The 25,377-nt window shown below is 52.8% G+C and carries 15 protein-coding genes; 6 read left to right on the forward strand and 9 right to left on the reverse strand.

From position 1 onward, the window contains the following. Positions 1–7: 7 nt before the first annotated feature. From C5Y96_RS20170 to C5Y96_RS20180, 3 genes are read right to left on the reverse strand one after another with little or no spacing between them, the layout of a single operon-like run. Complete coding sequence (locus C5Y96_RS20170; protein WP_105357115.1) at positions 8–1,000, reverse strand: WD40 repeat domain-containing protein; 993 nt, start codon at positions 998–1,000, stop codon at positions 8–10. A gap of 47 nt (positions 1,001–1,047) precedes the next feature. Beyond that, complete coding sequence (locus C5Y96_RS20175) at positions 1,048–2,346, reverse strand: DUF1501 domain-containing protein (RefSeq protein ID WP_105357117.1); 1,299 nt, start codon at positions 2,344–2,346, stop codon at positions 1,048–1,050. Between the two features lie 59 nt (positions 2,347–2,405). After that, positions 2,406–4,058, reverse strand: coding sequence for a DUF1549 domain-containing protein (locus C5Y96_RS20180; RefSeq protein WP_105357119.1), 1,653 nt, complete (start codon positions 4,056–4,058; stop codon positions 2,406–2,408). Positions 4,059–4,156: 98 nt separating this feature from the next. Between C5Y96_RS20180 and C5Y96_RS27140 the strand changes: the two genes are divergently transcribed. After that, positions 4,157–4,489: a hypothetical protein gene (locus C5Y96_RS27140; RefSeq protein WP_146115747.1), complete on the forward strand. Its 333-nt coding sequence runs from the start codon at positions 4,157–4,159 to the stop codon at positions 4,487–4,489. A gap of 215 nt (positions 4,490–4,704) precedes the next feature. On the opposite strand, the gene C5Y96_RS28205 is transcribed toward C5Y96_RS27140, so the two are convergent. Both C5Y96_RS28205 and C5Y96_RS20190 read right to left on the reverse strand, forming a co-directional pair. Continuing rightward, positions 4,705–4,977 (reverse strand): c-type cytochrome domain-containing protein, encoded by a 273-nt coding sequence (locus C5Y96_RS28205; RefSeq protein WP_409994433.1) that lies wholly within the window; start codon positions 4,975–4,977, stop codon positions 4,705–4,707. 62 nt (positions 4,978–5,039) lie between these two features. Further along, positions 5,040–6,935 carry a hypothetical protein gene (locus C5Y96_RS20190; protein WP_114322195.1) on the reverse strand — a complete coding sequence of 632 codons (1,896 nt, stop codon included), beginning with the start codon at positions 6,933–6,935 and terminating at the stop codon, positions 5,040–5,042. Positions 6,936–7,714: 779 nt separating this feature from the next. On the opposite strand from C5Y96_RS20190, the gene C5Y96_RS20200 reads away from it, so the two are divergent. Then, complete coding sequence (locus tag C5Y96_RS20200) at positions 7,715–8,878, forward strand: substrate-binding domain-containing protein (RefSeq protein WP_105357126.1); 1,164 nt, start codon at positions 7,715–7,717, stop codon at positions 8,876–8,878. A 130-nt stretch (positions 8,879–9,008) separates the two neighbouring features. On the opposite strand, the gene C5Y96_RS20205 is transcribed toward C5Y96_RS20200, so the two are convergent. Together C5Y96_RS20205 and C5Y96_RS20210 are read right to left on the reverse strand one after the other, a co-directional pair. Next, positions 9,009–10,190, reverse strand: coding sequence for an EAL domain-containing protein (locus C5Y96_RS20205; RefSeq protein ID WP_105357128.1), 1,182 nt, complete (start codon positions 10,188–10,190; stop codon positions 9,009–9,011). A gap of 36 nt (positions 10,191–10,226) precedes the next feature. Beyond that, positions 10,227–13,106: a protein kinase domain-containing protein gene (locus C5Y96_RS20210; protein ID WP_105357130.1), complete on the reverse strand. Its 2,880-nt coding sequence runs from the start codon at positions 13,104–13,106 to the stop codon at positions 10,227–10,229. Positions 13,107–13,613: 507 nt separating this feature from the next. On the opposite strand from C5Y96_RS20210, the gene C5Y96_RS20215 reads away from it, so the two are divergent. Then, positions 13,614–14,504 (forward strand): DUF6666 family protein, encoded by an 891-nt coding sequence (locus C5Y96_RS20215; protein WP_315850662.1) that lies wholly within the window; start codon positions 13,614–13,616, stop codon positions 14,502–14,504. A gap of 116 nt (positions 14,505–14,620) precedes the next feature. Here the strand turns inward: C5Y96_RS20215 and C5Y96_RS20220 are convergent, their stop codons facing one another. Then, entirely contained in the window at positions 14,621–16,180 is a 1,560-nt protein-coding gene (locus C5Y96_RS20220; protein WP_199188751.1) for an arylsulfatase, read from the reverse strand. Positions 16,181–16,637: 457 nt separating this feature from the next. After that, positions 16,638–18,683 (reverse strand): S9 family peptidase, encoded by a 2,046-nt coding sequence (locus C5Y96_RS20225; protein WP_105357133.1) that lies wholly within the window; start codon positions 18,681–18,683, stop codon positions 16,638–16,640. 509 nt (positions 18,684–19,192) lie between these two features. Here C5Y96_RS20225 and C5Y96_RS20230 point away from each other — a divergent pair. From C5Y96_RS20230 to C5Y96_RS20240, 3 genes are all read left to right on the forward strand, one after another. Continuing rightward, on the forward strand, positions 19,193–20,248 hold the full coding sequence (locus C5Y96_RS20230; RefSeq protein ID WP_105357135.1) for a hypothetical protein: 1,056 nt from the start codon (positions 19,193–19,195) through the stop codon (positions 20,246–20,248). A 659-nt stretch (positions 20,249–20,907) separates the two neighbouring features. Next, the gene (locus tag C5Y96_RS20235; protein ID WP_105357137.1) at positions 20,908–22,254 is read left to right on the forward strand and encodes an SGNH/GDSL hydrolase family protein; all 1,347 of its coding nucleotides are present in this window, start codon (positions 20,908–20,910) and stop codon (positions 22,252–22,254) included. A gap of 51 nt (positions 22,255–22,305) precedes the next feature. Then, positions 22,306–25,347 carry a PVC-type heme-binding CxxCH protein gene (locus tag C5Y96_RS20240; RefSeq protein ID WP_105357140.1) on the forward strand — a complete coding sequence of 1,014 codons (3,042 nt, stop codon included), beginning with the start codon at positions 22,306–22,308 and terminating at the stop codon, positions 25,345–25,347. Positions 25,348–25,377: the final 30 nt, after the last annotated feature.

Genomic DNA, 25,377 nt, shown 5'->3' on the forward strand with positions numbered 1-25,377 from the left:
TGGTATTCTAAAGCTGCCACAGTACGATCTTGCCATGGCCAACTGTGATCAACTTCCCCTGCTGGTCTTTCAGTCGAATATCATGGATGTGTGTCGACGTTTTGCTATCTCTGATCGTCTCGCCCGTGTCTGCATTGATGCACTTTACGAACCCCGCATGGTCGCCACCTGCGGCAATGAACCACTTTCCACTGGGATGGAATACTAACCGCTCGACAAGACCTTTGTACGAATCGTCAGCCAATTGGTGTAATCGTTCACCTTTTTCCCAGTTAAAGATTTCAACCAACGACTTCCCACCGAGGTGATCGATATTTCCGACATGCCCCATGCCGCCAACAACCAACTGCTTGCTGTCCGGAGAAAAGGCCAGGCTTCGCACTCCACCGATCGAGTGAATGCGGGCCTTGGGGTCCCACGTATACATATCAGGGGTTTCAATCGTTCTCACTTCTTTGCCAGAATGTAGATCCCAGATAACAACGTGACCAACCCTGTCAGACGTGGCCAAAAAGCGATCATCCTGGCTGAACGCACAGCAGTACAGCATCGATGGAAAGTTGTTGGGGGTGGTTGTTTGATGCCCCTTGAGTTCATGCACAACGTTTCCATTGGTAGCATCCCACACGCGGCAGACCATATCATCGGAAACGGTGGCGAGAAACTTGCCATTGTGGGATAGCTCTATACGGCGAATCCACTTGGAATGAGCATCAATGCTTCGGATCTCGGCCTTTTTCTCCAGATCCCACCATTTCAGTTTGCCGTCGTAAGCTCCGGACACAAGTTGATCCCCAACTAGTTCCAGTCCCGTGACATAGCTTGTATGCCCAGACAGTTCGCTAACCTCGGCCTTTTCATCCTGGGCGTTCATTCGATGGACATTACTATCCGAGCTTCCTACAAGGACTTCCGATTCATTCAACGTAGCAACGCTAAACAGAATATCGCGTCGCGAAATTTCTTTGATCACTTTCAGGTTATTGGGATCGGCCGTCATGCGTATCGCCTAAAGGAGGTTTCTTTGAAAATCGTCCTATGCCTGCGTCATGCGAGCACTTCCGTTACGGCAGAAGCTTCTTCATGAACCAGGGGAATCGGGCGAGAGCCGACGTAGTACTCGCTGTGGGGATCGATTCCGAGCGCCATATAGATTGTGGCAAACAAATCACCAGCATCGATCTCGCCATCTTTCACCGTTTGACCATCTTCATCCGTAGCTCCGTAGACCATGCCTCCCTTGATACCGCAACCCGAAAGTGTGCAACTCCAAGCGCTCGCAAAGTGATCACGTCCTAGGCTGGCATTAATTTGAGGAGTCCTTCCGAATTCCGACAGTGTGACGACCATCGTATTCTCAAGCAGGCCCCGCTGCTTGAGGTCGTCCAGCAACACCGACATAACGTGATCCAACTCGGAAACTAGTTCCAGATGGGTTTCGAAATTCTGTCCATGGCTATCCCACCACGCACGTGACACCTTTACAAACGGTGTCCCCGCTTCGACCAACCGTCGAGCGATCAAGCATTGCTCGGCAAACAGCGAGGGACCGTAGCGTTCCCGTATCGATTGCGGTTCCTCTGAGATGTCGAACAGCTTGTCGCTGGACATCAAGCCACGCACTCGGGAATATGCTTCGTTGTGGCTACGTAGACTGTTCGAATGCCGATACTCGATGAATCGGTTACTCAGTAATTCTCGCAATTCATGTCTTTGCTTGTGCTCCAGATCCGAGATCGATTCGAGACGCGCCAGGTCTTCAGGCCTGGAATTGGTCGTCAGCGACATGGGTAAGTAACGCGCGCCCAGGAAGCCTGCTTGTCCGACCGCATTCCCTCGCCCTTCGGTCGCGGTATAGAACGACACATTGTCGGGCACTTTACTATCCCTGCTTCCTAGTTCGCGGGCCAATACCGCACCCAAGTCAGGAAACTGGACTGTTGCCTCATCGCGTCTTCCCAGATGCATCATGCGGGCTGCACCACCATGCGATCCGTCTTTGGTGTTCAACGAACGAATAATCGCCGTGTCATCCATACACCGGGCCATCTTAGGCATTAGTTCCGAAATGTGAATGCCTGGCACGGAAGTGGGGATCGCGGCAAAAGGTCCGCCGGTGGGACGTCTCGGTTTGGGATCCCATGTTTCGAGTTGGCTGGCACCACCGGCCAACCAGAGCAAGATGACCCGTTTATCTTGTTTCTTCAACTCGGCTGCTAAGGCCGGCTCGCGCAACAGGTTCAACGCGGACATAGATCCAGCGGTTGCGGCAGCCGTACCAAGAAAGCCGCGTCGGCTGATTCGATGTTCTTCTGAACCGCAGAACCAATTGCGTCGTTTCGACATTGTTATTCTCCTGACTCAAATGGGCTGGAAACCCAATCCGGGGTCCGGTTTATGGGCGGCTAATAATTGAATCGACACTCGCTGCCAGTCAACATGGCCCAAACCATCTGACCAATGGCCTCGTCCCGATGGTCCGCACGACCTTCCAGGTATCCAACCAGTGCCGCCTGTTCGTCGGGATCAGGCAAGCGATTCCAGATCGACATCGTGGCCATGCGTACCAATTCGCTCGTGTCACCGATCTTCTTCAGTTTGCCAATGAGCATGTCATTGGAATCCCTAAGAAGCTCGTTGCGGATTCGTTCGTTGTTGGAAAATAATAGGGCCTCAGCGACACCAATCTGAAAGTCGGTCCCAGGATGTTCTATCTTCTGCGCAAGCCCACGCGCCGCGATCTCCAAGTTGCCTAAGCGAGTTTCCACGTCATCAGCCTTTTGATCGGTACCCAGCAGGTCGGGATTCGCGGTGGCCACGCGCAAGAGCGTGGCATATTGGTAAGGGGTCAAGGGGCGCACGCTGCCAACAGCGAACATGTCTGGGTCCGGTCTGGAATCCCCTGTCCAAATACTAGAGCGGCAATATGCCTCGCTGGAAACAATGCCACGGACCAACCGGGTCAAGTTGAAATTGTGGTTTACAAGATCGCGGGCAAGCCACTCCAGTAGCTCTGGATGACTCGCTGGATTCTCTGGATGCATCTGGTCCAGAGGCATCACCAGCCCACAACCAAAGAAACGATTCCATACCTTGTTGACAATTGCCTTGGCGAAATAATTGTTCTCGCCCGATCTCAAGGCGACTTCGACTAACTGTTCACGGCGACTGAATCTGGGCGCAGGGGGAGCTTGCTTCTGCTTCTTCAACTCCTCCAACATCTTCTTCTCTTCCTTCTTAGCCTCATCATCTGGCTCGGAAAACTCTGGCTCTTCCAGTACGGTACCGGTCAAGAACATCAATCTGGCTTCTCGAGTTTCGCCCTTGGTCGTCTGATAGGACACCAACCCGTATTCACGTTCGCCAAGCAAACCGCCGTTATCAAAAGTGCGGTTGAAGAACGATTTCATTCCGAAGAAGCGATCCTGGCTCCATTCGAAGACATCCGGGTGATCGTGACACTGAGCACAGCTAACATTAACGCCGAAGAAAGTGACGCTGACATCATTCGTCAAACGATCGAGATCGCTGACCCTTGTTTTCACAAATTGCAGAGCACCTTTTTGCTCTGGATCATCCTCTTGCCCCAGCATGATCTCTCGGTACATTTGGTCCCAGGGACGATTCTCAGCAAATGCCGGCAACAGGTACTCGCGCAGACTGGTCTTGCTATCTGGCATCAACAAGGCGTCGAACTCGTTTACTTGATGGCGAACGAATGCAGGTGACCCGATAAGCCGATTAATTAAATTCTGCCGCTTGTATTCGTCGGTGTCGGCAAGATAATTGGCCGTCTCGCTGCTGGTCGGAATGCGTCCTGCCAGATCGAGCGTCGTACGCCGGAGCACATTCGCGTCATCGGCAGTCGGAGCCGGTTGTATCTTCTCCTGCTTCAAACGTGCAGAAACGTAATGGTCGACTACTTCGGCGATCGACCGATCCTCTGGTAGAAGCTCATCTCCGAAAATGGCCGACGGGACATTCGATACCAGGAAGGCAATCGCGAGGATGAAACATCCTAAGCGCATCAGCAGCGCGCATTGACGAGCCAGTGCCATGATTCAATACCCGGAAAACGAGGAGATCGACGGTGCGCCGATCGGAGTAGTGCGAGGGAAGTTGGAGGGGAGTAGATGCGGAGAAAGGCGAACGCCTGATGGCAATGATAGCGAATTCCGTCAAAAGTTTCCATAAAAATATGACACAAGAATATGTCGGCGAAACCATCCGCTTCAATGTTGCCAATGGAAAGATAGAACGTTTACAAAGGATGCAGGCCTTCGCCGCTTGTCATCGAACTCGACTATTAAATCCGCTCTACAGTTTGTTGACAGTCTGCTTGATGTTGAATCGATTCCACAGTCTGCCGATCCGAGCCAGCCAGTGCTTGAGCAAGCCGACTTCATTTGGCGAGCCCAACATCAAGCGACCCAAAATGATCGACCCCGCTGCCATAGGCGTTGAGAAGCGTTGTGTACCAGTTGCCTAGTATCATATGCCCATCTTGCCCGTAGTTTGGCAGTTGGATGTAACGTCTCCCCAGGTCGAGCCGGCAGTTATCTCCGGCCATCAAGATGAAAGGGTATTTGGTCCCGTGCGAGTGTTATGCGTTTCGCCAGAGCCTGGAAAGTAAAACACCATCGTGTTGTCGAACATGCCCCCGCTGCCTTCTGGGATGCTATTGCGCCACAGATCGTCACGCAATCAACCGGCCAGTAGTTTAGGCGTTCTCTGTGGCAGCTGACCTGAATCCTCAGGGGGCATCAGCCCAAAAAAGAGCTGGTCCTGGACACGGTTCATTAAACTGAGTTCCGATTCGACGTCGAGTTGATGAAGGTTATCGAGGCGCACTCCCCCTTCGCTAGCGTCCTCGCCATGGCAATCATTGCAATACTTTTTCAATGCACCCTGAACTTCCAGGGGTACAGGAATCGACGCCTTGGGTTCCGCTTCGACCAGTTGCGACCCAGCCAGCAAAACAATAAGCGCCGTCAGCCAAAGTGTTTTCGCTGGTTGCCTAATCTTCTGTTTCGAGCGAATTACCGCGAGGTGCTTTGAGCCGTTTCCAAGACCGCTTTTGCCTCTTCAATTCGCCGCATCTCATCTTGCTTGCGGAGAGCTTGAAGGATCTTCCCCCGATCTGCGCGAGAAATCGGTAGCTCGGTTTCCTCACTGACCACACCCTTGGGAACAAACTCCAACGCCCAATTGTCACTCCGCTGCGTAGCGAATGGCAGATCCAAATTGCCGATTGCCTGCAGATTAGCCAATGGATTTCGACCCCAGGCGTAGCGAAATTGAGTCGGCTCAGGGACCATGGGGCTGGTCAGTACAAGCTGACGTCGATCGTACTGCGTTCGCCCTCGGTCATCCTGGCCTTTTACCGCGTAGGTAACGTTTGCGGGATGAAACTTGCGGTCTTCTCCCGCAATCGCAAAGCCCTCGATACTTCCTTCTTCCGGGTCTCCGACCTCAGTATTAAATGCAAGACGCATCTCGTTACCAACTGTCTCGATACCGTCCAGCATGGGTGGCTTCCATTGAAGCTGCTGATCGAATCCGTACTGGGTTGCCAGGGCCCAACGTGCAATGCGTTCGCCAGCCGGCAGCTTGACCTGCGGATGGTACCATCGGCGGCGGAGGTCATACGTGCTTACAAAACCGATTTGCCTATCATCCGCACGGTAGAGTTCCAAAAACGTTTCGTACTGCGCGGCACGTATCTCGATTCCCGCGTCAAACATCATTTCGCAATAGTTATCATGCGTTTGTGGATCGCCCGCCGTGCAGAGTGAAAGAATGCCAAACGGCATGTCAGGCGTACTGAAAGCTCTTCGCCATGCCATGATCATTTCGGGAAAAACATCACGGTACATTTCTGCACCAGGTGAGCCATCAAAAGCATTGTTGAAACCTTGATGGAAGATCGCTCCCTTGATAGACAGGCCGGCTAACGGAGCGACCATTCCCGAGTAACAATTGCCAGGATAGTTGGCATCGCCCAGCGGACCAATCCGCAAATCATCAGGAGATTTCAGGCGATCGGCAGGGATTGGCTTCCCTTCTTCACGCTGCTTCTTGAGCCACTGATTGTGCTGCTCGATGCGTTTGTTCAGGTCATCTTGGGCATTCCATTCCGCAACCTTGGTATCGAACTGCAGCAGCTTGGCCTGGGTTGGTTTGCTGTCAAGTGAGCGAAGAATACTCAATGGAGTCCAAGTCTCGACCGTAGTTCCACCTCGACTGGCATCAATCACCCCGATTGGAACGTTGCTTGCCATATGAATGCGACGGGCAAACACATATCCGATGGCTGATAGCTCCCTTACAATCTCCGGCGTGCAGACATCCCAGTCTCCCTTGCGAAAGTGACGACTAGACCAGTCGCTCCACTGATGCAACCGGGCAAAACTCTGCTTTTCTTCCGGGCCCTGGTCGTGTGGAATCGACAGAATCCGAATCGAGGGAAAGTTGGCCGACACTATTTCCAGTTGCCCATTTTCGACCTTGGACAACTCAAACTCCATATTGCTTTGGCCACCGAGAACCCAAACATCACCGATCAGTAGATTGTCGAGCACTAGTGTCTCGTTTTCACCGCGGATCGTCATCTCTTGTGGCGTATGGTTGGCTGCCATTGCTGTAAGGGATACTTTCCAGGCACGATCCTTGCCTGCTGATGCTGTCGCCGTCTGACCTGCGAAGCTGACAGTGACTTTTTCGCCAGGCTTCGCCCATCCCCAGATATGGATCGGCTTATCGCGTTGCAGAACCATATTGGTCTGGAATAGATTACTCACGCAAAGTCCATCGCCTATCGCAGGGACATCGATGACGTCTTCGCGCGGCATCTTCTGGGCAAGTAACTGCTGCGTGAAGATCATGCTGATCCCTAGGATGATACAAACCATCCATTGCCGTATTTTTGTCTTCATAGGAACGGTCTATTGGTAGGCAAAGCAATTAGGAGGGATGTTGTAGGGCGACAAAACACTGCGAAGAAACGGTAGACCTGCTGTTTCCATTAAATGAAACGAGCGATGCAGTGATCGGCGAGGTCTGCCCCAAACCTCGCCAATCATGCAACGCAGTCCTAAGCGGCATATTTTGAGCAAGGATCATTCTCTTCTCGCTCAAAACTCTCCCGCCGCTCGACCGTCTTATCGATCTCCCAACATTCGGTAGGACCCCAGGCGTCTGCCACAGGTCCAGTAGCAAATGCTGTCCACAAATATTTTGAACCGAAGTATTTACACACACGAATTGAGCCCACTGAATTGAAAGCCTCTAGAACCACAACGTTTTGTATTCGGGTTGCTCAAGCCAAAGTTGTGTGAATCCTTGATCGTGCTTGCGATACAGGAAGGGTGAACGCTTGTACCAGGCTTTTTTCGGACCAATAGCGAACCCAGCCATTTCACAATCTCATAGCGTTTGTACTTATCCCCTCAATCACTTTCGTATTCGTTTCTCAATTCAATAAAGTGGAATAAGAGAACGTACCAACCGAGCTCTGCATTCCCCTCCACCGGGCATCGAATCGAGAAGACCGGCCGGCAGGGATCGAAAGTTGTCAGATCGAAGCGTATGGACAAATTTGGAGTGATCGTGAACAAACCAACGGATTCCGCGGCACCGAAGACCATCCCTAGGCTAATATTAATAGCTCTTAACCTTGTTTTCAGGAAAAACATCCTCGTTTTTAGGAATACCTATGGCTGGCACGACTCGTCGGGTGGCCCTCGTTCTAGAGCTCAACTGGGCATATAAACGTCATGCCAGCGTATATGCTGGAACACAGCAATACTTCGACGAACAAGGCTGGGAGTCTGTCATTGATGAGTACGCACTCGCTTCGCTGCCGCCACGTCGCAGGACGGCGAGTCCGTACGATGGCGTAATTGCCAGGGCAACTAAGTCGCTTGCCCTGCGATGCGAGAAACTGCAAGTCCCCTTAGTGAACGTGTGGAGTAGTTCGCCGCTGCGTGATGAGCTTCCCAGCGTCTACCCTGATTATCAAGCGTCCGGAAGATTACGAGCCGAGCATCTGCTTGCCCGTGGACTACGCAACTTTGCTGTTCTCGGTACCCGCCGAGACTCCGCGGACTATCTTGAATTGCATTCGTTCGCCGAAACGATCCGTGCCAAAGGCTATGCCTGCGAGGTTGCCTGGATGTCGCGTCTATTCTCAGACTCGTTGCCCCAATGGCGGACCTTCAATCAAATAATTACGGCCTGGATGGATCAGTGGGAACTACCAATCGGTACTTTTGTCGGGGCTGATAGCGTTGGGCGAATCGTCGTTCAGAAATGCAAGGAACGAGGCTGGCGAGTTCCTGAGGATGTCGCGATGATTGCCGGTCGCAATGAGGAGACGCTCTGCGAAAGCCCCAGTCCTTCCATCACGAGCATGGAGATGGGATACGAACGCGTGGGATATGAAGCAGCCAGGCATTTGCATCGTTTGATGAACGGTGAGCAGTTGCCTCGAAACACGGTATATATACCGCCTCAAGGACTGGTCGTCCGAGAGTCGACGGACTTCCATATTACCGAAGATGATTTGATCGCTGCCGCTTTGTCTTTTATTGCATCGAATAGCCATCGTCGAATTGGACAAGACGACGTTGCCAGGGCACTAAGCGTGGAAACACGGACCTTGCAAAATCGATTTCGAAAGATCTTGAATCAACCCATCGCAGCTACCATACGCAGAGTCCGCCTAGAGCGTGCCAAGCGAGAACTCGTTCAGAGCAATCGTTCGCTGAAAAACATCGCCCGAGACACAGGGTTCGGTTCCGCCATGCGAATGTATGATCTTTTCAAACGGGAGTTAGGAATGACCCCAACCCAATTTAGAAAGCAACGTCGTCTCTAGACACTGCGAACTATGAGTCCGTCTTGACCAATCTCAACGCGACCAAACCTCATCTGATGTCTCAAACGATTGACATCTGCCAGCAAAACAATCTTTCTGCCAATTGAGGCCGTACTCCGGAAGACATTCCTTACGCATCTTTGTTCACGACTTCCACGATCGACTGGGGTTTTCCAAACGCATAGCCCTGATACAGGTCGAATCCAATCTCCATGCACGCTGCAACTTCTTCCGGAGTCTCGACTCCCTCGGCAAGCGTTCGGATATTCAACTGTCGTGCCGACTCATGCAGACTCGCGACAAGTTTGAAATTGCGAGCATCTTGAGCGAGTCCGCGAATCAATGAGCGATCGAATTTAAGGATGTCCGGCGAGACCTCACAGAGTTCGACCAACCGGGATTGCCCCGCACCGAAATCGTCAAAAGCCAGTTGAACCTCCATATCACGAAGCGCTGCGGCAAACTCCCGCAACAAGCTCAGGTGAGTGATCGCTTTTTCATGGATTTCAATGACGATTTGCCGACCAGGTGATCTTTCGCGGAGATTCTTGATTGAACTCAGTAGATCTGCTTCTAAGGTCTCGTTCGGATGCGTGTTCAAAAACAAGGTTCCCTTGGCGGATGCCTCGTCGATCGTCTCTAATGCCCTTAACCGACAGACTTCACTAAGCTTCCTTTCCACGCCTAGCTTCTCGGCCTGATCAAACAATACCATTGGGGATTCAAGGCCATCGACCGTTGCACGCACGAGAGCTTCGTAGCCAATCGAATGCTGCGAGTTGGCATCGACGATTGGCTGAAAACAGGTAGCCATGCAGTTTCCAGCAATGACTTTGTGCATGCTCGACAAGGACCAGCGATGTTCAGGACGCGTCTCGACGGCCGTTCGGTCCACAACGGCGGCTTTTGTTTTGATTAGCCGCAACTCAACGTCCGCGAACTGGACAAGGTCCAGTTCCTTGAGTGCGATGGTTCCCTGAATCCGGTGGCCGTTTACGAATGTCCCATTCGTACTTCCCAGATCGGATAGCCGAACCTGGTCATTCCTAATTTCAATTTGTCCATGTCGTTTGGAAACATTTGGTGAAGCCACACAAATGTCCGCTTGAGGGTCACGCCCGATAGACACAAGACTACTCCGAAGGGGAGTTGTCGCGATCACGCTGTGCCCCGGCAAACAGCCTTCAAACGCCCATCCATGTAGCGAGCGATCTAGTTCAGCGCTGCGGAGATTCCCTTGCGCAACTAGTTGCTGCGTCTCGTAACCTGGGTCGATAACAATAGAATTGGGATCAATCGCCGACGAATGCATTTTGATTTCTCAGCTTAAAGTCTCTAACTCGATGATTTACTCTGCGGACACTTCATACACGGCGTTTGCCTCGCCACCAAGCAACTTTCTCAATCGAAGTTGTGATCCGTTCAAGACATCAACACAGTCTTCGTCTTGAGCGATTTCTTCGGAGATGACCCATCGACTACCCGATGCGCAGTCCAATAGCTGGCTCAAGTATGAAATCGATTTGCCAACATAGCTTACGCGGCCGTTGAAGCTGGTGGACATCGCCACACCGCGATGTACCGCGATTTGAATCTTGGCCTGCTGATTGGAACTATTTACGTCGAATGCACTATGGAGTTCGTATGCGGCGTTTATGGCAGATGAAACCGTGGGGAAGCGGGCAATGATCCGATCATCCGCCTCTTTGATGACTTCGGCATCGTAGCTTGATAGCGTCGAGCGAATTGCGTCGAATGCGTTTTCGATTGTTTCACACGTCGTCAAGTCGCCCAGCGTTTCAAACATCTCAACGATGTTATTCACCCTAACGGCTATCAAGGCGCAATTGGAAACGTTTGAAAGTCGCTCGCGGCTGATTTTCTCGCCTGGAAACAGCTCGCGAAAACGGGGTAATTTCTGGGCTTCCGCCGCCGTAATAGCATCGCGGCGAGACGCGGATCGCTCCAAACGAACCACGATGCTTTCTGCGTGCTGGTTGCTGAGCTGAACGATCTGGCGGCCTGCAAGAACTCGAATCGGACGACGAGTCCCTTCACAGTGGTTCAAGTCGATGAGCGTCCGACTGGAACCCGTCTGCGGGTCTGCCACAATGTTAATGGTATAACTTAACTGTGAGCTCCGCACGATATACGAGCCGGGCGTCAAATGGCAGTCGATCTCCAACACTTCTCCCGCGTCCATTCGGACCTGCGCCACAACGTGCGGTGCGTGTTCTGGACCGCCAACACAATAGGTCTTAAGATCCGCTACTCGAAACTCGGGATGGATGCGAAACACTAATTCGACGGTCTTCCCAAGATCGACGTCAAAATCGTGTTCACACGATTCGCAATGTGCGTGACGTTCTATCTCCTTAAGCGTGTCCCGAATCTCTGAGGCCACACGGCACACAGGGCACAGAATATCCCAATGCAACTCGAGCAAACCAGCGCTGCATGCCGCCAGGCAAGTCGCCGCAAAGGCATCGGCATCCATATCGAGTTGCTCAGCTAGTCGCCTGGGGCGAATCCGCGCCAACTCCTGGGCAGGCGCAAGAATGACATAATCCAGCAAAGCCTCCAGGCAATTCGTATCAATTTGCTCCGAGATCAATTTGGCTCGCACTGCATCCAAACGCTTACGAGAATTGGTCGAGATGCGTTGAGGAGGGAGATAGGGATCAATCGCCTTACCTCCTTGCAACCGCCCCATCACCATTTCGTTTATCCGTCGATAAACTTTGTCGAGTGGCTTGCGACCTTTGATATTGACCTCAACGTAGGCCAATAGCCACCCCAGCCAACCGCGTGGAGCAATCTTAACTCGATGTGTCAGGCGACTTCCGCCCTGGGCATTTGCCATCAATTCGACATGGCTGACAAACCAAAGGAATGGACCATTTTCGAATTCCCTGAGAACACTAAGACGCCGACCTTCGACCCATTCGAATGGGTGCTCCTCCCACGTCAATCTTGTGAAGCCAAGTTTGAAGGAGCCGAAACGGTGTTTTCGACCTTGCTCATCACGGCGAGTTTCGTACTCGACCGGCGGTAGACCTACCGAAGCATTCACACGTTCCGTATTTGAAACGAGCGGCCAGAGATCTTCCGAACTGCCATCAAGATCCCATTGCCATTCCGCTTCAAATAGGCGACCTTTGGTCTTCGGCAATACCGGGTGAATCGAGTTCGAATCGACGCCTCCATTGAGAATCTGATCTATCTCTTCACGCAGGTGAGTCGCGTCGACAAAGCGGAAATCCGGACTCTTCTGAAGCGTCTTGTGAACCAGTCGAGATGTACGATCGCTAATTTCTGGATTCAGCCTGGCCAATTCAGGCGCTTCGTCAAAGCAGTGCATCGAAATAAGCTTTATCGGATCATCCGCCACAAAGGGTGGCTTTCCGGTCAGCAATTCAAACAGCGTAATACCGAGTGAATAGACGTCGGCACTTGGCGACAATCTGCCTTGCTCAGTACATTGCTCCGGGGCAATGTAATACGGAGTACCGAGCATGGTAGCTGTCTGCGTTAGCTGAAGCGACGCCCCTTGATCGACATGCCGGGCAAGGCCGAAATCCGTTACCTTGATCGACGGCAGGTTTCCAGTTTCAATTGCAGCCAACACGGCTCGAGCTGGAGATTCGTCACCGATGCGTAAAGCCGAAAGCAGGATATTCGCTGGCTTGAGATCTCTATGAATAATTCCATTCTGATGTGCCGCTTCCACGCCTATGCAAACCTCGCGAATGATTTGCAGGGCCATTCTTTCCGGCAGACAACCATGATTTTCTAGAACGTATTTGAGATCTGCCCCTTCCACGAGTTCCATCACCAAGTAACTCGTTCGACCTTGCTGGCCGATGTCGACCAGGTTAGCAACGTTCGGATGGTGCACCTCCGAAAGTAGGCGAATCTCCTTTTGGAATCTCTGTTGTGTTTGCTCGTCCATTGTCGCGTCGGCAGGAAGCGTCTTAATGGCGAACTGTTCATCCGATTCAACGTTGATCCCGAGGTAGACGGAACCCATTCCGCCTTGCCCTAATTTTCGAACCAAGCGATATCTTGGTCCCAAATCAGGCATAACCTCCGGACTCGGCTCGATCTGAGTTGTAGGTTGAGCCTCGCTGCCAGCGCACAGCCTTGTTAACCCGGTAGCCCAAGAAGGATCGGGAATGATGGCGTTACCTGGAATCACTCCAGTCTTGTCGAGCGAATCATCTGCCATGGGTTAGTTCTTAACCGTTGTGAGCGACAAACGTTGGCATTAGGGTTGTAGTAAGTCGCATGAACTATAGGTCACCTGCCCTATTACGCTTGTCGGCCTGCCGGCAACCCGGATCAGTCAGCCCTATGAAGGCGTTAGTGCCTAAAGATTCGAGCATAATCAAAGTCCTATAGCCCCCTGCCTTGCAATCATCATCCCCCACCAAAGCGGCACAACGGCCTTAAAAAGCCCTCCTCGCCCTGTCGTAAGAGGGGTCGAGTTCGGTCGATTGTGCCGCTTGAAACAGGCACGCACTCTATAGCGGAAAGTGGATCGTTAGCAGAGACAATCGCACCATTGTCCGATGAAATTCCTGAACGATTTTGCTAGTTCAGCGATGCTCGAAATCGGCTTTGTCGCTCAAAGTAGACTTTCGCAAAATGTACTTTCCATAGAACTAATGGCCGAATGTTTTCAACCATTCTTTCCAACCTCTTGACTTCTCTCCTGTTTGTCGCATTGGTTCCGATGGTTAGTGCCGGCCAAGACCTTGCCGATGCATGGCCTGACGACTGTCTCTTCGTGGCCGGGAATTGTGAAGTTTACCAATCGTCACATTGCTCTTCATGGTATGACGGATTGGAGATTTTCGCTGGGCTCGACGGATCTAAGCAGCCACAAGATTTCGGCGTTAATGCGCAGTTTGGCGGACGAATTCATGCCAATTGGGGAATCCCAGTATGGGAAGACTCAGGTGTCGGCTTCCAAATCGGAACAGCAGTGTCCCAGACCGATCATGCCGTTTCGGTTACTGAAGCACTCGAAGGTTCGTCGAGTCGCACCCAAAGCTTCATCACCGCTGGGATCTTTCAAAGAAGTCCATCCGGTTGGAACATGGGTGTGGTCTACGATCATCTCTACCAAGATGACTACGATGTAGTAACGCTTGGACAGGTTCGTGGGATACTCAGCTATGAACTAGGGACAAATGACGAGCTTGGCTTTGTTGGAATGTTGCCGGTCATGGGTTCTGACGCGACCTGGGGGATGACGTCTGTTAACTTGCGGCCGTTGGGACAAGGTCGCCTTTTTTGGCGACATTGGTGGGAGTCAGGCGTTCAAACAACGTTTTGGCTGGGTGGTTCGGAACCGCACCATCAAAACAATGCAGCCCTTGGAAGCAGTCCTGCTACCGGAGAAGTCTTCGTTTACGGTGCTGACTTTCAAGCCCCCTTAAACAATTACCTGGCCCTGTATGGCGAGGCCAACTTCATCACCCCCGCCGACACCGGCACCGTCGATGCCTATCTTGGCATCGCATTCTACCCAGGGGGTGGCGCTTATCGTTGGCAGCGTCGTCAGGCGACGGCTCTATTGCCGGTGGCAGGCAACCCTTCGTTCTCGGTAGACCTCAGGTAAGCACTTTGTAGCTACCAACGATCGCATGGTCGTATCGAATGACATATCCTAACAGTTGGACTCGTCCGTGTTCGAGCTCTCGACCCTGCCCATTTCGTGGCTGATGTTCACAAGATTTAGTTCTGCGTTGCCTGACTTAAGAACTGGCTTCTCAGCTTGTCCCAACGGGTTGCCATCGCTTTGACTCGCTCAGGCTCCGCTTCTGACAGGTCATGTTGCTCGGCCCGATCCGTCGAAAGGTCATACAAACACCACGTGACATCGGTGGCATCTTCCTTGTCGACTCCCCGCCTTCCCGCATTTGAATCGTCGGCGAATACAATCTTCCAGTTCCCCTGCCGTAAAGCCCGGTTGCCTTCGTGGTAGAACCACAGTTCATCATGAACAACAACCCCGTCCGAGCTGAAAGCTGGCTTCAGGCTCTTCCCACTCATCGGGGGACCTTGTGATTGTTCGACCTTGATGTCGGCGAGGTCGAGGATGGTAGGAGCGATGTCAATCACGTGTCCAACAGTCGAACGCCATTCACTCTTTGCCTTGATCCCCTTAGGCCAGTGAACAATGAATGGTGTCGAGATTCCTCCTTCGTGAACCCAAGTCTTATGACGGCGAAATGGAGTGTTAGCTGCACTCGAGAAGCCTGGGCCCAAGCACAGATATGTCTCGGCCGAACCCATCGCCGCAGCGGGATCATGGCCGTCACCTCGGACCATAATCTCCGCGCTTGCCCCGTTATCGGAGAGAAAGCAAATGAAAGTATTGTCCATTTCGTCCATAGCGTTCAATTGGTCGCAAATGCGACCGATGGAACGGTCCATGCGGTCGATCATCGCGGCATGAATCGCCATCTTTGCAGCTTGGAACTGCTGCTGATCAGGAGTCAATTCATCCCATGGCAAAGGACGATTGACTTCCCCAGAACCAAGTTGCTTGATGTGTTCAGGAAACGCATAAGGTGGACCCACATTGGGTTCTGTTGCCGACAAATCGGCGGCATTCAGCCCTAGCTCCTGTTGTCGCTGGTGACGCTGCTTACGCAAGACATCCCAACCTTGTGTGTATCGGTCGCGATAGCGGGCAATGTCTTCAGGCAAAGCGTGAAGCGGAAAATGAGGAGCACGAAAAGCCACGTAGGCGAAAAATGGCTTATCAGAGAAGTTCGCCGCATGATCCTTTAAGCAATCAATAGCGAAGTCTGCCGTATGAATGGTTTCGTAGTACTCTGGGTCACGCGTCTTCTTTTTAATCGTTTCAAAGAACCCAGGACCTCGTGTTGTCTGATCAGAGCGGTCAAACCCATGCTTCGTAGGTTCACCGTCGATATGCCATTTCCCCGAGTGATAAGTGCGGTAGCCTGCCGACTTCAGATAATCGGCAATCGTCTTAGCCCACTCCGGACGCTTACCTCGCCCGCCAAAATCCTTCGGGGCACCTGGCAACCCGTCGCGTCTGATTTGCTGTGGATAGTAGCCGGTAACCAATGCTGATCGCGTTGGCCAACAGCGAGCCGTGTTATAAAACTGAGTGAAGCGAAGCCCGCCCGCGGCAAGTTGATCTAAATTCGGAGTCTCGATCTCGCCGCCATAGCAACCAGCATCTGAGTATCCCATATCATCCGCAATGATGACCAGAAAATTAGGGCGATCGCCTGCCAGCGCTTGATGAGCACAAAACATAACCGTCAGCACAACGGCAGTTCGTGCCCATACAGTGGTCAAAGGCACTAAGAAAGTCATTCCTAGCTTCATTGAAATCTCCACTTGTGGATGAGGTTGTCAGCTTCATCCGTGAGTATTAGTCCAGACCTGACCGTCTTGCCATGGCCCACGGTGGATAAATCGGAATTCCCGTAGTGAGCTTTTAGGATTCATCTCAAGACTCGAAGGATGCCGCTATTCTTAGCTCGGAAGTCATGCTGCGCGAATTCTAGGCTCATGGAAACCGAGATCCACTCGACACTAACATGCATGTCGAGTGGGTGTTCATGAAAGGCCCCCACTGAACCGCCAATGAGTTCCTGCCGGACAGACGACCTGCCCTCTTGCGTGGGAACAGGCCTTCTTCAGCCGCAACTATATTCACGCAAGGCCGCTAGTATTCAAGCTCAGGCAATACAACTTGGCTAGACCAAGGTCATTTCTCGCCAGCTTCATACGTCAACTTCGTCACGTCGACACGAAGTTCTTCGAGTCGTTTTGCAACATCAGCCGGCATCTCGGCTTGAAATCGCCCGCCGATTTGATCGGCCAAGAAGGCCTCAATCGCAGCATACATCGCCATGCGGTTAACAGGATTTGCGAAGCCATGCCCCTCATCATCCGCTAACAAGTAGCTGACCTCATGGCCTCGATCGCGAAGTGCAATGGCAATCTGATCAGCTTCAGCCTGTTTCACTCTCGGATCGTTTGCACCCTGGACAATTAATAGTGGCCTTGAAATCTTATCGGCACTGAAGAGCGGACTTGCTTCTCTGATTCGCTGTTTTCCCTCTTCGGTGGCAGGGTCTCCGACCATGCCATATAGGAAAGCACGCCCGGCCTCCCAGTAGGGAGGAATCGAATCGAGCAACGTGAAGATATTGCTCGGTCCTACGATGTCGACACCACACGCATAAAGCTCAGGCGTGAACGCGAGACCCGCTAACGTGGCGTACCCGCCGTAGCTGCCACCCATGATGGCCACGCGGTCCTTATCCGCGATGCCTTCCTTGATCAAGTGTTTCACACCCCAGGTGATGTCATCTTGCATCAGTTTCCCCCATTGCATGTCACCCGCATTGAGAAACTTCTTGCCGTAACCGCCGCTGGCACGAAAGTTCGGCTGCAATACAGCGTAACCACGGTTGGCGAGAAACTGAACCTGCGCGTTGTATCCCCAGGAATCGCGAGGCCCTTTTGGCCCGCCGTGTACCAGCACAATAAGTGGTAAATTCTTCGGTTCTACGCCAGTGGGAAGTGTCAGATAGGCCGGGATCTCCAATCCATCGCTGCTGGTGTAGCGAATCGAAGTCATCGGTGCGAGGTACTTTTCCACCTCTTTGAGTTCGGGACGCGGTGTGTATTGATAAATGAGTTCACGCGTTTTCGCGTCGAAGTACCAAGCTTCAGCAGCATATTTGTCGCCATGTACCGCGATCAAGAATTTGCTGTAGTCTTTGGTCGAACTCTGGAAAGCAATTTCACGCCCGGGAAATTGCTCCTGCAGAAACTTGTAGTTGGCTTCCCACGTTTTGTTTCGCCAGTAATAGCGAGTCTTCTCATCAGTGTACGAAGTGGAGATGATCTCGCGGGTGTTGCGGTCCAACTGTAATCCGCCGAAGTCAACGGACTTATCAGGATCGCTTTCCAACAGTTCCTGTTCCTTCGTTTCAGGATTCATCTTGAACAAAGTCATCAGGTCGAGATCACCTTTGTTGGTGACCAGGTAAAAGTTCTCGTTCTTGGCATCCCAACCACTTACGCCTGCATTCTCCGTGACAAGAGTCTCGTAAATCGGTACCAGGTCGTCACCCTCTTTTCGCAGCAACGTCGTGTTGCCTGCTGGGTCAGTTCGACTGAGCAGGCGAAGGTTGTCGTCCCAGTCGAAATCGTAACCGGTGATGCGTTCCTTGTTTTGATAGATCAACGTCAACTTGCCGGTTGAAATCTCAAGTTGATAAAGATCGTGCCAAGCCTTGTCTCGGTCATTCAAGCCCACCCACAGGAGGTCGGGATTATTCTGACTAGCGTGCATGATTCGCGCGGTGACATCTTCCATCGGCGTCAGATTGCGCGAGCTTGGGGTCTCTTTGCCCTCCTCCGGTTTCGCACGAGGATCGACGGCGAACAGATTCATATTCTCGTCGCCACCAGAGTCTTTCACGAACAGGATGTACTTGCCATCTTCGGTCCACGTATACCCGTACAAAGGGCGCTTGCTATCGGTCAGTGGGCGAGCCTTCTCGAATGGCTCCGCGAACTCCTTGACCCACACATTCATGATTCCCTGATAAGGTTTCATAAACGAGATGAACTTACCGTCGGGACTCAATTGACCGCCAGAAATCTGCGGGTTCCCAAAAAAGAGTTCCCGATCCAATAACGGCGTTTCGGCCGCATCCGCCGCAGAGCTGACAAAGTTTGATTGCATGCTGAAGGCCACCAGAATAAACGCGAACGTGGCGATGAATGTGTTCTTCATTAGGGAGATCCAAGGTATTAACAGGGATACGGTAAAGCTTCGATGTAAGCAGCACCAATTCGGTGTTGCAATCGATGAGAATCGCGGAAACTAGAGACGTTTTGAACCGCTTGAATCACCAAGCCGATCATACGAGTATTTATGGCGAATCCGGGGTGGCTGAACAACATGGGCATGGATGTGCACACTTTGCCATTGGCGATGCCTACCTCACAAGCCATTCTCTAACTCGTTTTAAGGATAAGGCTTATGCAAATACGATTCAAACCGATCTGCGGTCAAGCGTCCAGAGGAAAATAAATCCGTGAGCCCCAAGAGAACAATGTAATGACTGAGCGACGTGTTGGATAACCGATGCCACCCTCACGTATTCTGTATACGCCCCTGCGATAGCCGACTGGGAAAATGAATTCGGTTACGATTTACTATATCGAGATTGACCCTAGCTCCCGTGTTTCTGTCAGTTTATTTGAGCAAGGGTCATTTGAATTATCAGTTAAAGGAAATATATGCGAACCCTCTTCACGCTTTGTTTACTGGCAACACCCTTCTGCGGCGCATCACTACAGGCCGTTGAACCTCTGAACAAAGGGAACCTGTTCGCTCCCTTCAGTGTGGCCGTCGATGATGCCGGGCAGATCTACGGTGTCGAGTATATGGCTCCTCACCGCGTATTCCAGATTGCTCCGGACGGGAAACTAAGCTTCATTGCTGGCGATCCCGGTACAGACATTAAAAAAGGTCCCGAACGTGCGCGGGAAGAGCCCGATCCGCTGAAGGCCACATTCACCGAGATGCATGACATTGTGCTCGGACCGAAAGGGAACCTGTACATTGCCGATACCCACAACTACCGCGTGCGAAAACTAGACATGGCGACAGGCCAACTCTCGACAGTCGCGGGAACTGGCGTGAAAGGTTATTCCGGAGACGGAGGTCCGGCGGTCGGGGCCAAATTGGGCGGCATCTTCTCGATCTCCTTCAGTCCAGATTTCAAACGCTTGTATCTGGTCGATCTGGCCAACCGTCGGATCCGTGTCGTGGACATGGTAACAGGCCGAATCGACACCTTTGCCGGGAATGGTAAAAACGCCGCACCAGAGGATGGTGCCTTGGCCGCGCAGGCCTCGCTCAACGATCCACGAGCAGTGCTGGCAGATCAGAAAGGCAATGTTTATATCCTCTCGCGCGGCGGGCACTCACTTGCAGTGGTGGATACGAATGGTCGCATCCGTACCGTGGTGAATGCGTCCGGAAAGAAAGGTTATTCCGGAGACGGCGGTCAGGCGATCGAGGCGACGATGAACGGCCCGAAACATCTAACGATTGACCCGAAGACTCGCGTGATCATCGCGGATACAGAGAATCACGTGATACGCCGCTACGATCCGGAGACCAGACTGATTGAACTTCTGGCGGGAACTCCTGAGAGTCAAGGGACTGTCCTTACGGACGATCCATTGACATCAAAATTGGCGCGGCCCCACGGTGTTAGGGTGAAAGATGGCTGGCTCTATATCGCCGACAGCTACAACAACCGTGTTCTTCGCTTTGCATACGACTAACTAGAATGCTTTCGCAAACTGCCTGACTCTCGCTCATTTTCACTCTCCTTATGGGGCACACTCAGCGATCGTTACGCTTGCAGCGGACTGACATGCCCCTTCCCGGCGTTGGAGTCAACATCTCTAACCCCGGCCTTTATGTGGCAATCGGGCTTGTGAGTCTCGATACTTCGTATGCATCTTTCAACTCATAGACTAAGACCTGCTTAGCCGTCTGAAACGTAAGATCGAAACCTGACTCTTGCAGCGTCTGCGAGTACCGCAGGCGAACGTCCAATAGTTTGTGCATTACGGCCAACGATCGTAAGACTTGGGCGATCAGAGTGCATAGCACTCGACTTGAGAAATTGAATCCGTCGCCAAATACCGAAGTGCTCGCACAAGCAGGACTGCGGTGGAACATTATTACCAAAAACTTGCCGACGCAATCAACTAGATTTCCAAGCGTGTGTGTGTTAAGCATTATCTTAACATGTCCGCACTATTAACTAGGATCGTGTTGTCGGAGATAGGCTCTCGAAATTACCTAATAGACCCTCGTCAGACTTAGTCTATATTTGACATCGCCCGCCAGATTAGCATTTCGCACCACAGCCGAGAAAATCCCGGCTCCTACCCCGATTCGCTCAGAATCTTGCATTTCATTCAGGAGAATCGCCGTGCTTCGTACCTATGTGTTGGCGCTATTAGTCAGTGGATTGGCGACGTCCGTTGCTACAGCCGCCGAGCCTGCGGCCCACATTCAATTGAGCGGAGACTGGGCAGTACAGGTCAACGTCGCTGCCGGGGAGAACGCTCCGAAAGTCTCGGCGTTGGTGGCGGTAGATCGGCCAGAACTATTTACGGTAACGGCCGAACGTCATGAAAGTTTGCCAATCTACGATCCGGCGGGGCCACAGTATCGTCGCGGGGCTCGCTTAACGGCGCTGATCTCCGAATCGCTAACGGCACCAGACTTATTGGATCCGGCAAGCGTAGTCGTTCGGAGCGGCCCTAATAAGACAGACGAGACATATGTCCGTGGCCGCGATTATGAATTTGAAGATCGTTGGGGAGGGATCGGTCGCATCGCCGGTGGGCGAATAGCCGAGGGAAGCCCGGTATTTATCAGTTACCAACATTACCTCTCGCGAATCGACTCGATTGTGTTGACCAGCGCGGGAACACTCGAATATCGAGCCGGCAAACCGGCCGCCGAGACACCGATGGCTCCGCAGGTTACTGCGTCGGAACGCCGTTTGGCAAACGTGTGGATACCGGGCCAAATCAAACAGCTGACCAAGAATAATCTGTTTCCCATTATGGAAACCGCTTATCCCGAGCCGGCAATGACCACTCTTTCGCAGGCGGAGCAGAAGATTCCTCGCGCACTAGCCAAATTGCGATCCGGCGAGCCGCTGCGAATATTGGCTTGGGGAGACAGCGTAACCGAAGGTGCCTACCTGGCCCACCCAGAGCGAGAGCACTGGCAGCAGCAATTTGTCGCACGACTGCGGCAGCGATTTCCCCAAGCCAAAATTGAACTGGTGACCGAAGCTTGGGGCGGCCGGACAACCGGTTCCTACCTGGCAGTTCCACCGGGTCAGCCTCACAACTATCAAGAAACCGTTTTAAATGCCAAGCCGGACCTGATCATTAGCGAGTTTGTCAACGACGCCGGTCTGAACCCCGAGATGGTAGAAGATCGCTATGGCAAATTATTGGCCGACTTTCAAGAAATTGGTGCTGAGTGGATCATTCTAACGCCCCACTATGTAAGGCCCGACTGGATGGGATTGGATCGTCAGAATGACATCGATCAAGACCCGCGTCCCTACGTGAAGGGGCTGCGTGAATTCGCGGCCAGACATCCGGTAGCACTCGCCGATGCGTCCCTTCGCTATGGAAGACTTTGGCGACAAGGGATCCCATACAACACGCTTATGGTGAACTGTATTAATCATCCAGGGCCGGAGGGGCTCAGCATCTTCGCCGATGCGCTCATGGAGCTTTTTCCGCAGAAGTAAAGGCTCGCTTGCATCAGTTTGGATAACTTCGTATACGCACGGAAAAGAGAAATGATAAAATTTGCGATGCAAGCGTTGATCGCCGTCATAGGTCTTAGCATGCTCGGTGATTGGTCGGTCGGTGAAGAGTTTCCCGTTCCTCCCAATACCGAACGGGCGGCCGAAACGCCCATGGACCCCAGCGAAGTGATCTCCAAGACGAAGTTGCCTCCCGGGTTTCGTCTTTCGTTGGTTGCGGCGGAACCGGATGTCCGCAACCCGATCGCGATGACGTTCGACGAGCGAGGCAGGCTGTGGGTCGCCGAGAACTTCAGTTGGGCCGGGGGCGGATTCGGCGGGTTCAAATCTGGTGTGCGCGATCGGATCTTGATTTTCGAAGACGCCGATGGAGATGGGACGTTCGAGAAGCGGACCATTTTCTGGGATCAGGCGAGCAAATTAACCAGTATCGAAGTAGGAGACGGAGGGATCTGGGCGATCTGTCTTCCCCAGTTACTATTCATACCTGATAAGGACGGGGACGACGTACCCGATAGCGACCCGGTCGTTGTGCTGGATGGCTTTGTCGACGGAAGCAGCATATCGCACACGCCTGCCAATGGACTGAAGTGGGGCCCCGATGGTTGGCTTTACGGACGGCATGGCATCTTAGGTACAAGTCTGGTCGGCAAACCGGGAGCGAGTGACTCTCAGTGTTTTGCGATCAACACCGGAATATGGCGCTACCATCCGACGCGAGAGATCGCCGAACCGGTCATGCACGGTATGACGAACTCGTGGGGATTCGACTTTGATTCGCATGGAGAAATGTTCGTCATCAACACGGTGATTGGGCATTTGTGGCAAGTGATTCCCGGTGCCCACACGCAACGGATGTTCGGTATCGACATCAATCCTCATTCGTACCAATTGATTAAGCAGGTCGCTGATCACGTTCACTGGGACGAAGGGGAAGGCTGGTCCGACGTGCGCAAAGGGGTAACCGACAGCACGAGCGAAGCGGGAGGTGGGCACGCCCATATCGGGCTGATGATCTACCAGGGGGACAATTGGCCAGCCGAGTATCGCGACCGGGTCTATACGCTCAATTTACATGGTCGGCGAATCAACACCGATCTGCTCAAGCGAGATGGCGCAGGGTACGTCGCGACGCACGGCCCTGACTTTTGCTTTGTAGAAGATCCCTGGTACCGAGGGATGGAATTGATCACCGGACCAGACGGCAGCGTCTTCATCGCCGACTGGAGCGATACCGGCGAATGCCACGATCACGATGGCGTTCACTACGGTAGCGGGCGTATCTACAAGTTATCCTACGGAGAACAGAGACCACTCGCCGCGTTCGATTTGAAAAAGAAAACGAGTGCCGAGTTGGTATCGCTTCTGGCGCATCGTAACACATGGTGGGCCCGACAATCGCGGCGTCTGTTATCGCAGCGGGCCGTAGCAGAGGAAGAATCGCCGGCCATTCATCATCTGCTACAGGAACGTTTGCGAGAGACCAGCGAGCCAATAGCACGAATTCGCTTGCTGGAAACAATTGCGACGACCGGTGCGGCGGACGAAGCGTGGTGGATTTCGGCCTTGGCCACCACAGATGAGTACGAGCGGGCATCTGCGCTCAAATTCTTTGTCGATCTGACAACGCAGGCTGGCAAAGTGCCGTCCACGGAAGCACTGCAAACGCTCAAGAAACTGGCTGCTGAAGATCCGTCTGGGATCGTGCAGCTACATTTGGCGTCAACGTTGCAACGATTGCCGGTCGATCTACGATGGGAGATCACCGAGCAATTGGCCGTTCGACCAGAGTTTGCCACCGATGGGCGATTGCCACTGATGGTCTGGTATGGGATTGAGCCAGCCGTGCCACGAGATCCAACGAAAGCGATCGCGCTTGTGGAGACGTCCGAGATGCCGCTCTTATCAGAACTGATCGCGCGGCGCGTGACACAAGAGATCGAGCGGGAACCGGCTGCAGTGGATCGCATGCTGCAATTGGCTACGACTGGAAAATGCCGCCACGGAGATAGTGTCATACGCGGAATTGCGCTGGGGCTAAGCGGATGGCAGAAAGTTGCATCGCCCGCGCATTGGGGAGAAGCGGCCAAGAAGTTTGGGCAATCGCCAAGCGAAGAGATACGTACCCTGGTGCAAAACCTGAGCGTCGTGTTTGGGGATGGCCGCGCAATGGATGAGATCCGCGCGATCGTGATCGACAAAGAGCTGCCGACCGATGCTCGCCGATCCGCACTTCGTTCTCTGTTGGTAAGCCCACCGACCGACTATAGCCCAACGTTGGTGGCTCTCCTGGACGAACCGGGCATGACTGTCGACGCCCTGAAGGGATTGACGCAGTACGACGATCCGACAATTCCCGCGAAGATCTTACAGCGGGCAGACAAGTTCGATGCCGTTGCCCGAAGTGAAATGATTCAAACATTAGTATCACGTCCCAACTCCGCTCGTGCTTTACTTGACGCGGTGGAGGCGAAGAGAATTTTAGCAAGCGAAATTTCCGCATTTCAAGCCAGGCAGATCGCCTCGCTTGAAGACGAAACGTTGACGCTCGACTTGACCCGACTCTGGGGAGACTTGCGTGTAAGTGCCGTCGAGAAACGAGCTCTGATCGACGCCTATCGCGAGAAGCTATCGCCCGACGTATTATCGCAAGCCGATCTATCGGCGGGACGCGTGTTGTTTCAAAAAACCTGCGCTAGTTGCCATGTACTTTTCGGGCAAGGTACCCTGTTGGGACCCGACCTGACCGGTTCTAATCGCAAGAATCTTGACTACCTTCTGGAGAATGTCATCGATCCAAGTGCGAGCGTTGGAGCCGATTTCCGGACCGTCCTGGTAGCGATGGAAGATGGTCGCGTGCTCAACGGGGTCATCAGTCAGATGAACGAGCGGACGATCACACTCCGATCGCCGCAAGAAACAGTCACGATCGACCGACAAGAAATCGAAGAGATGAGAACGAGCCAAGTCTCACTGATGCCGGAAGGTCAATTGCTAAAACTGAGTGACAACGAGACCCGTGACCTGATTGCTTACCTCATGTCAAGCGTTCAGGCCCCCTTGCCATCGGAGTAACTCGACGGTTTGACCTTCCCCCGTCCATCC

Origin of the sequence: Blastopirellula marina, assembly GCF_002967715.1 — a bacterium.
GTDB lineage: Bacteria > Planctomycetota > Planctomycetia > Pirellulales > Pirellulaceae > Bremerella > Bremerella marina_B.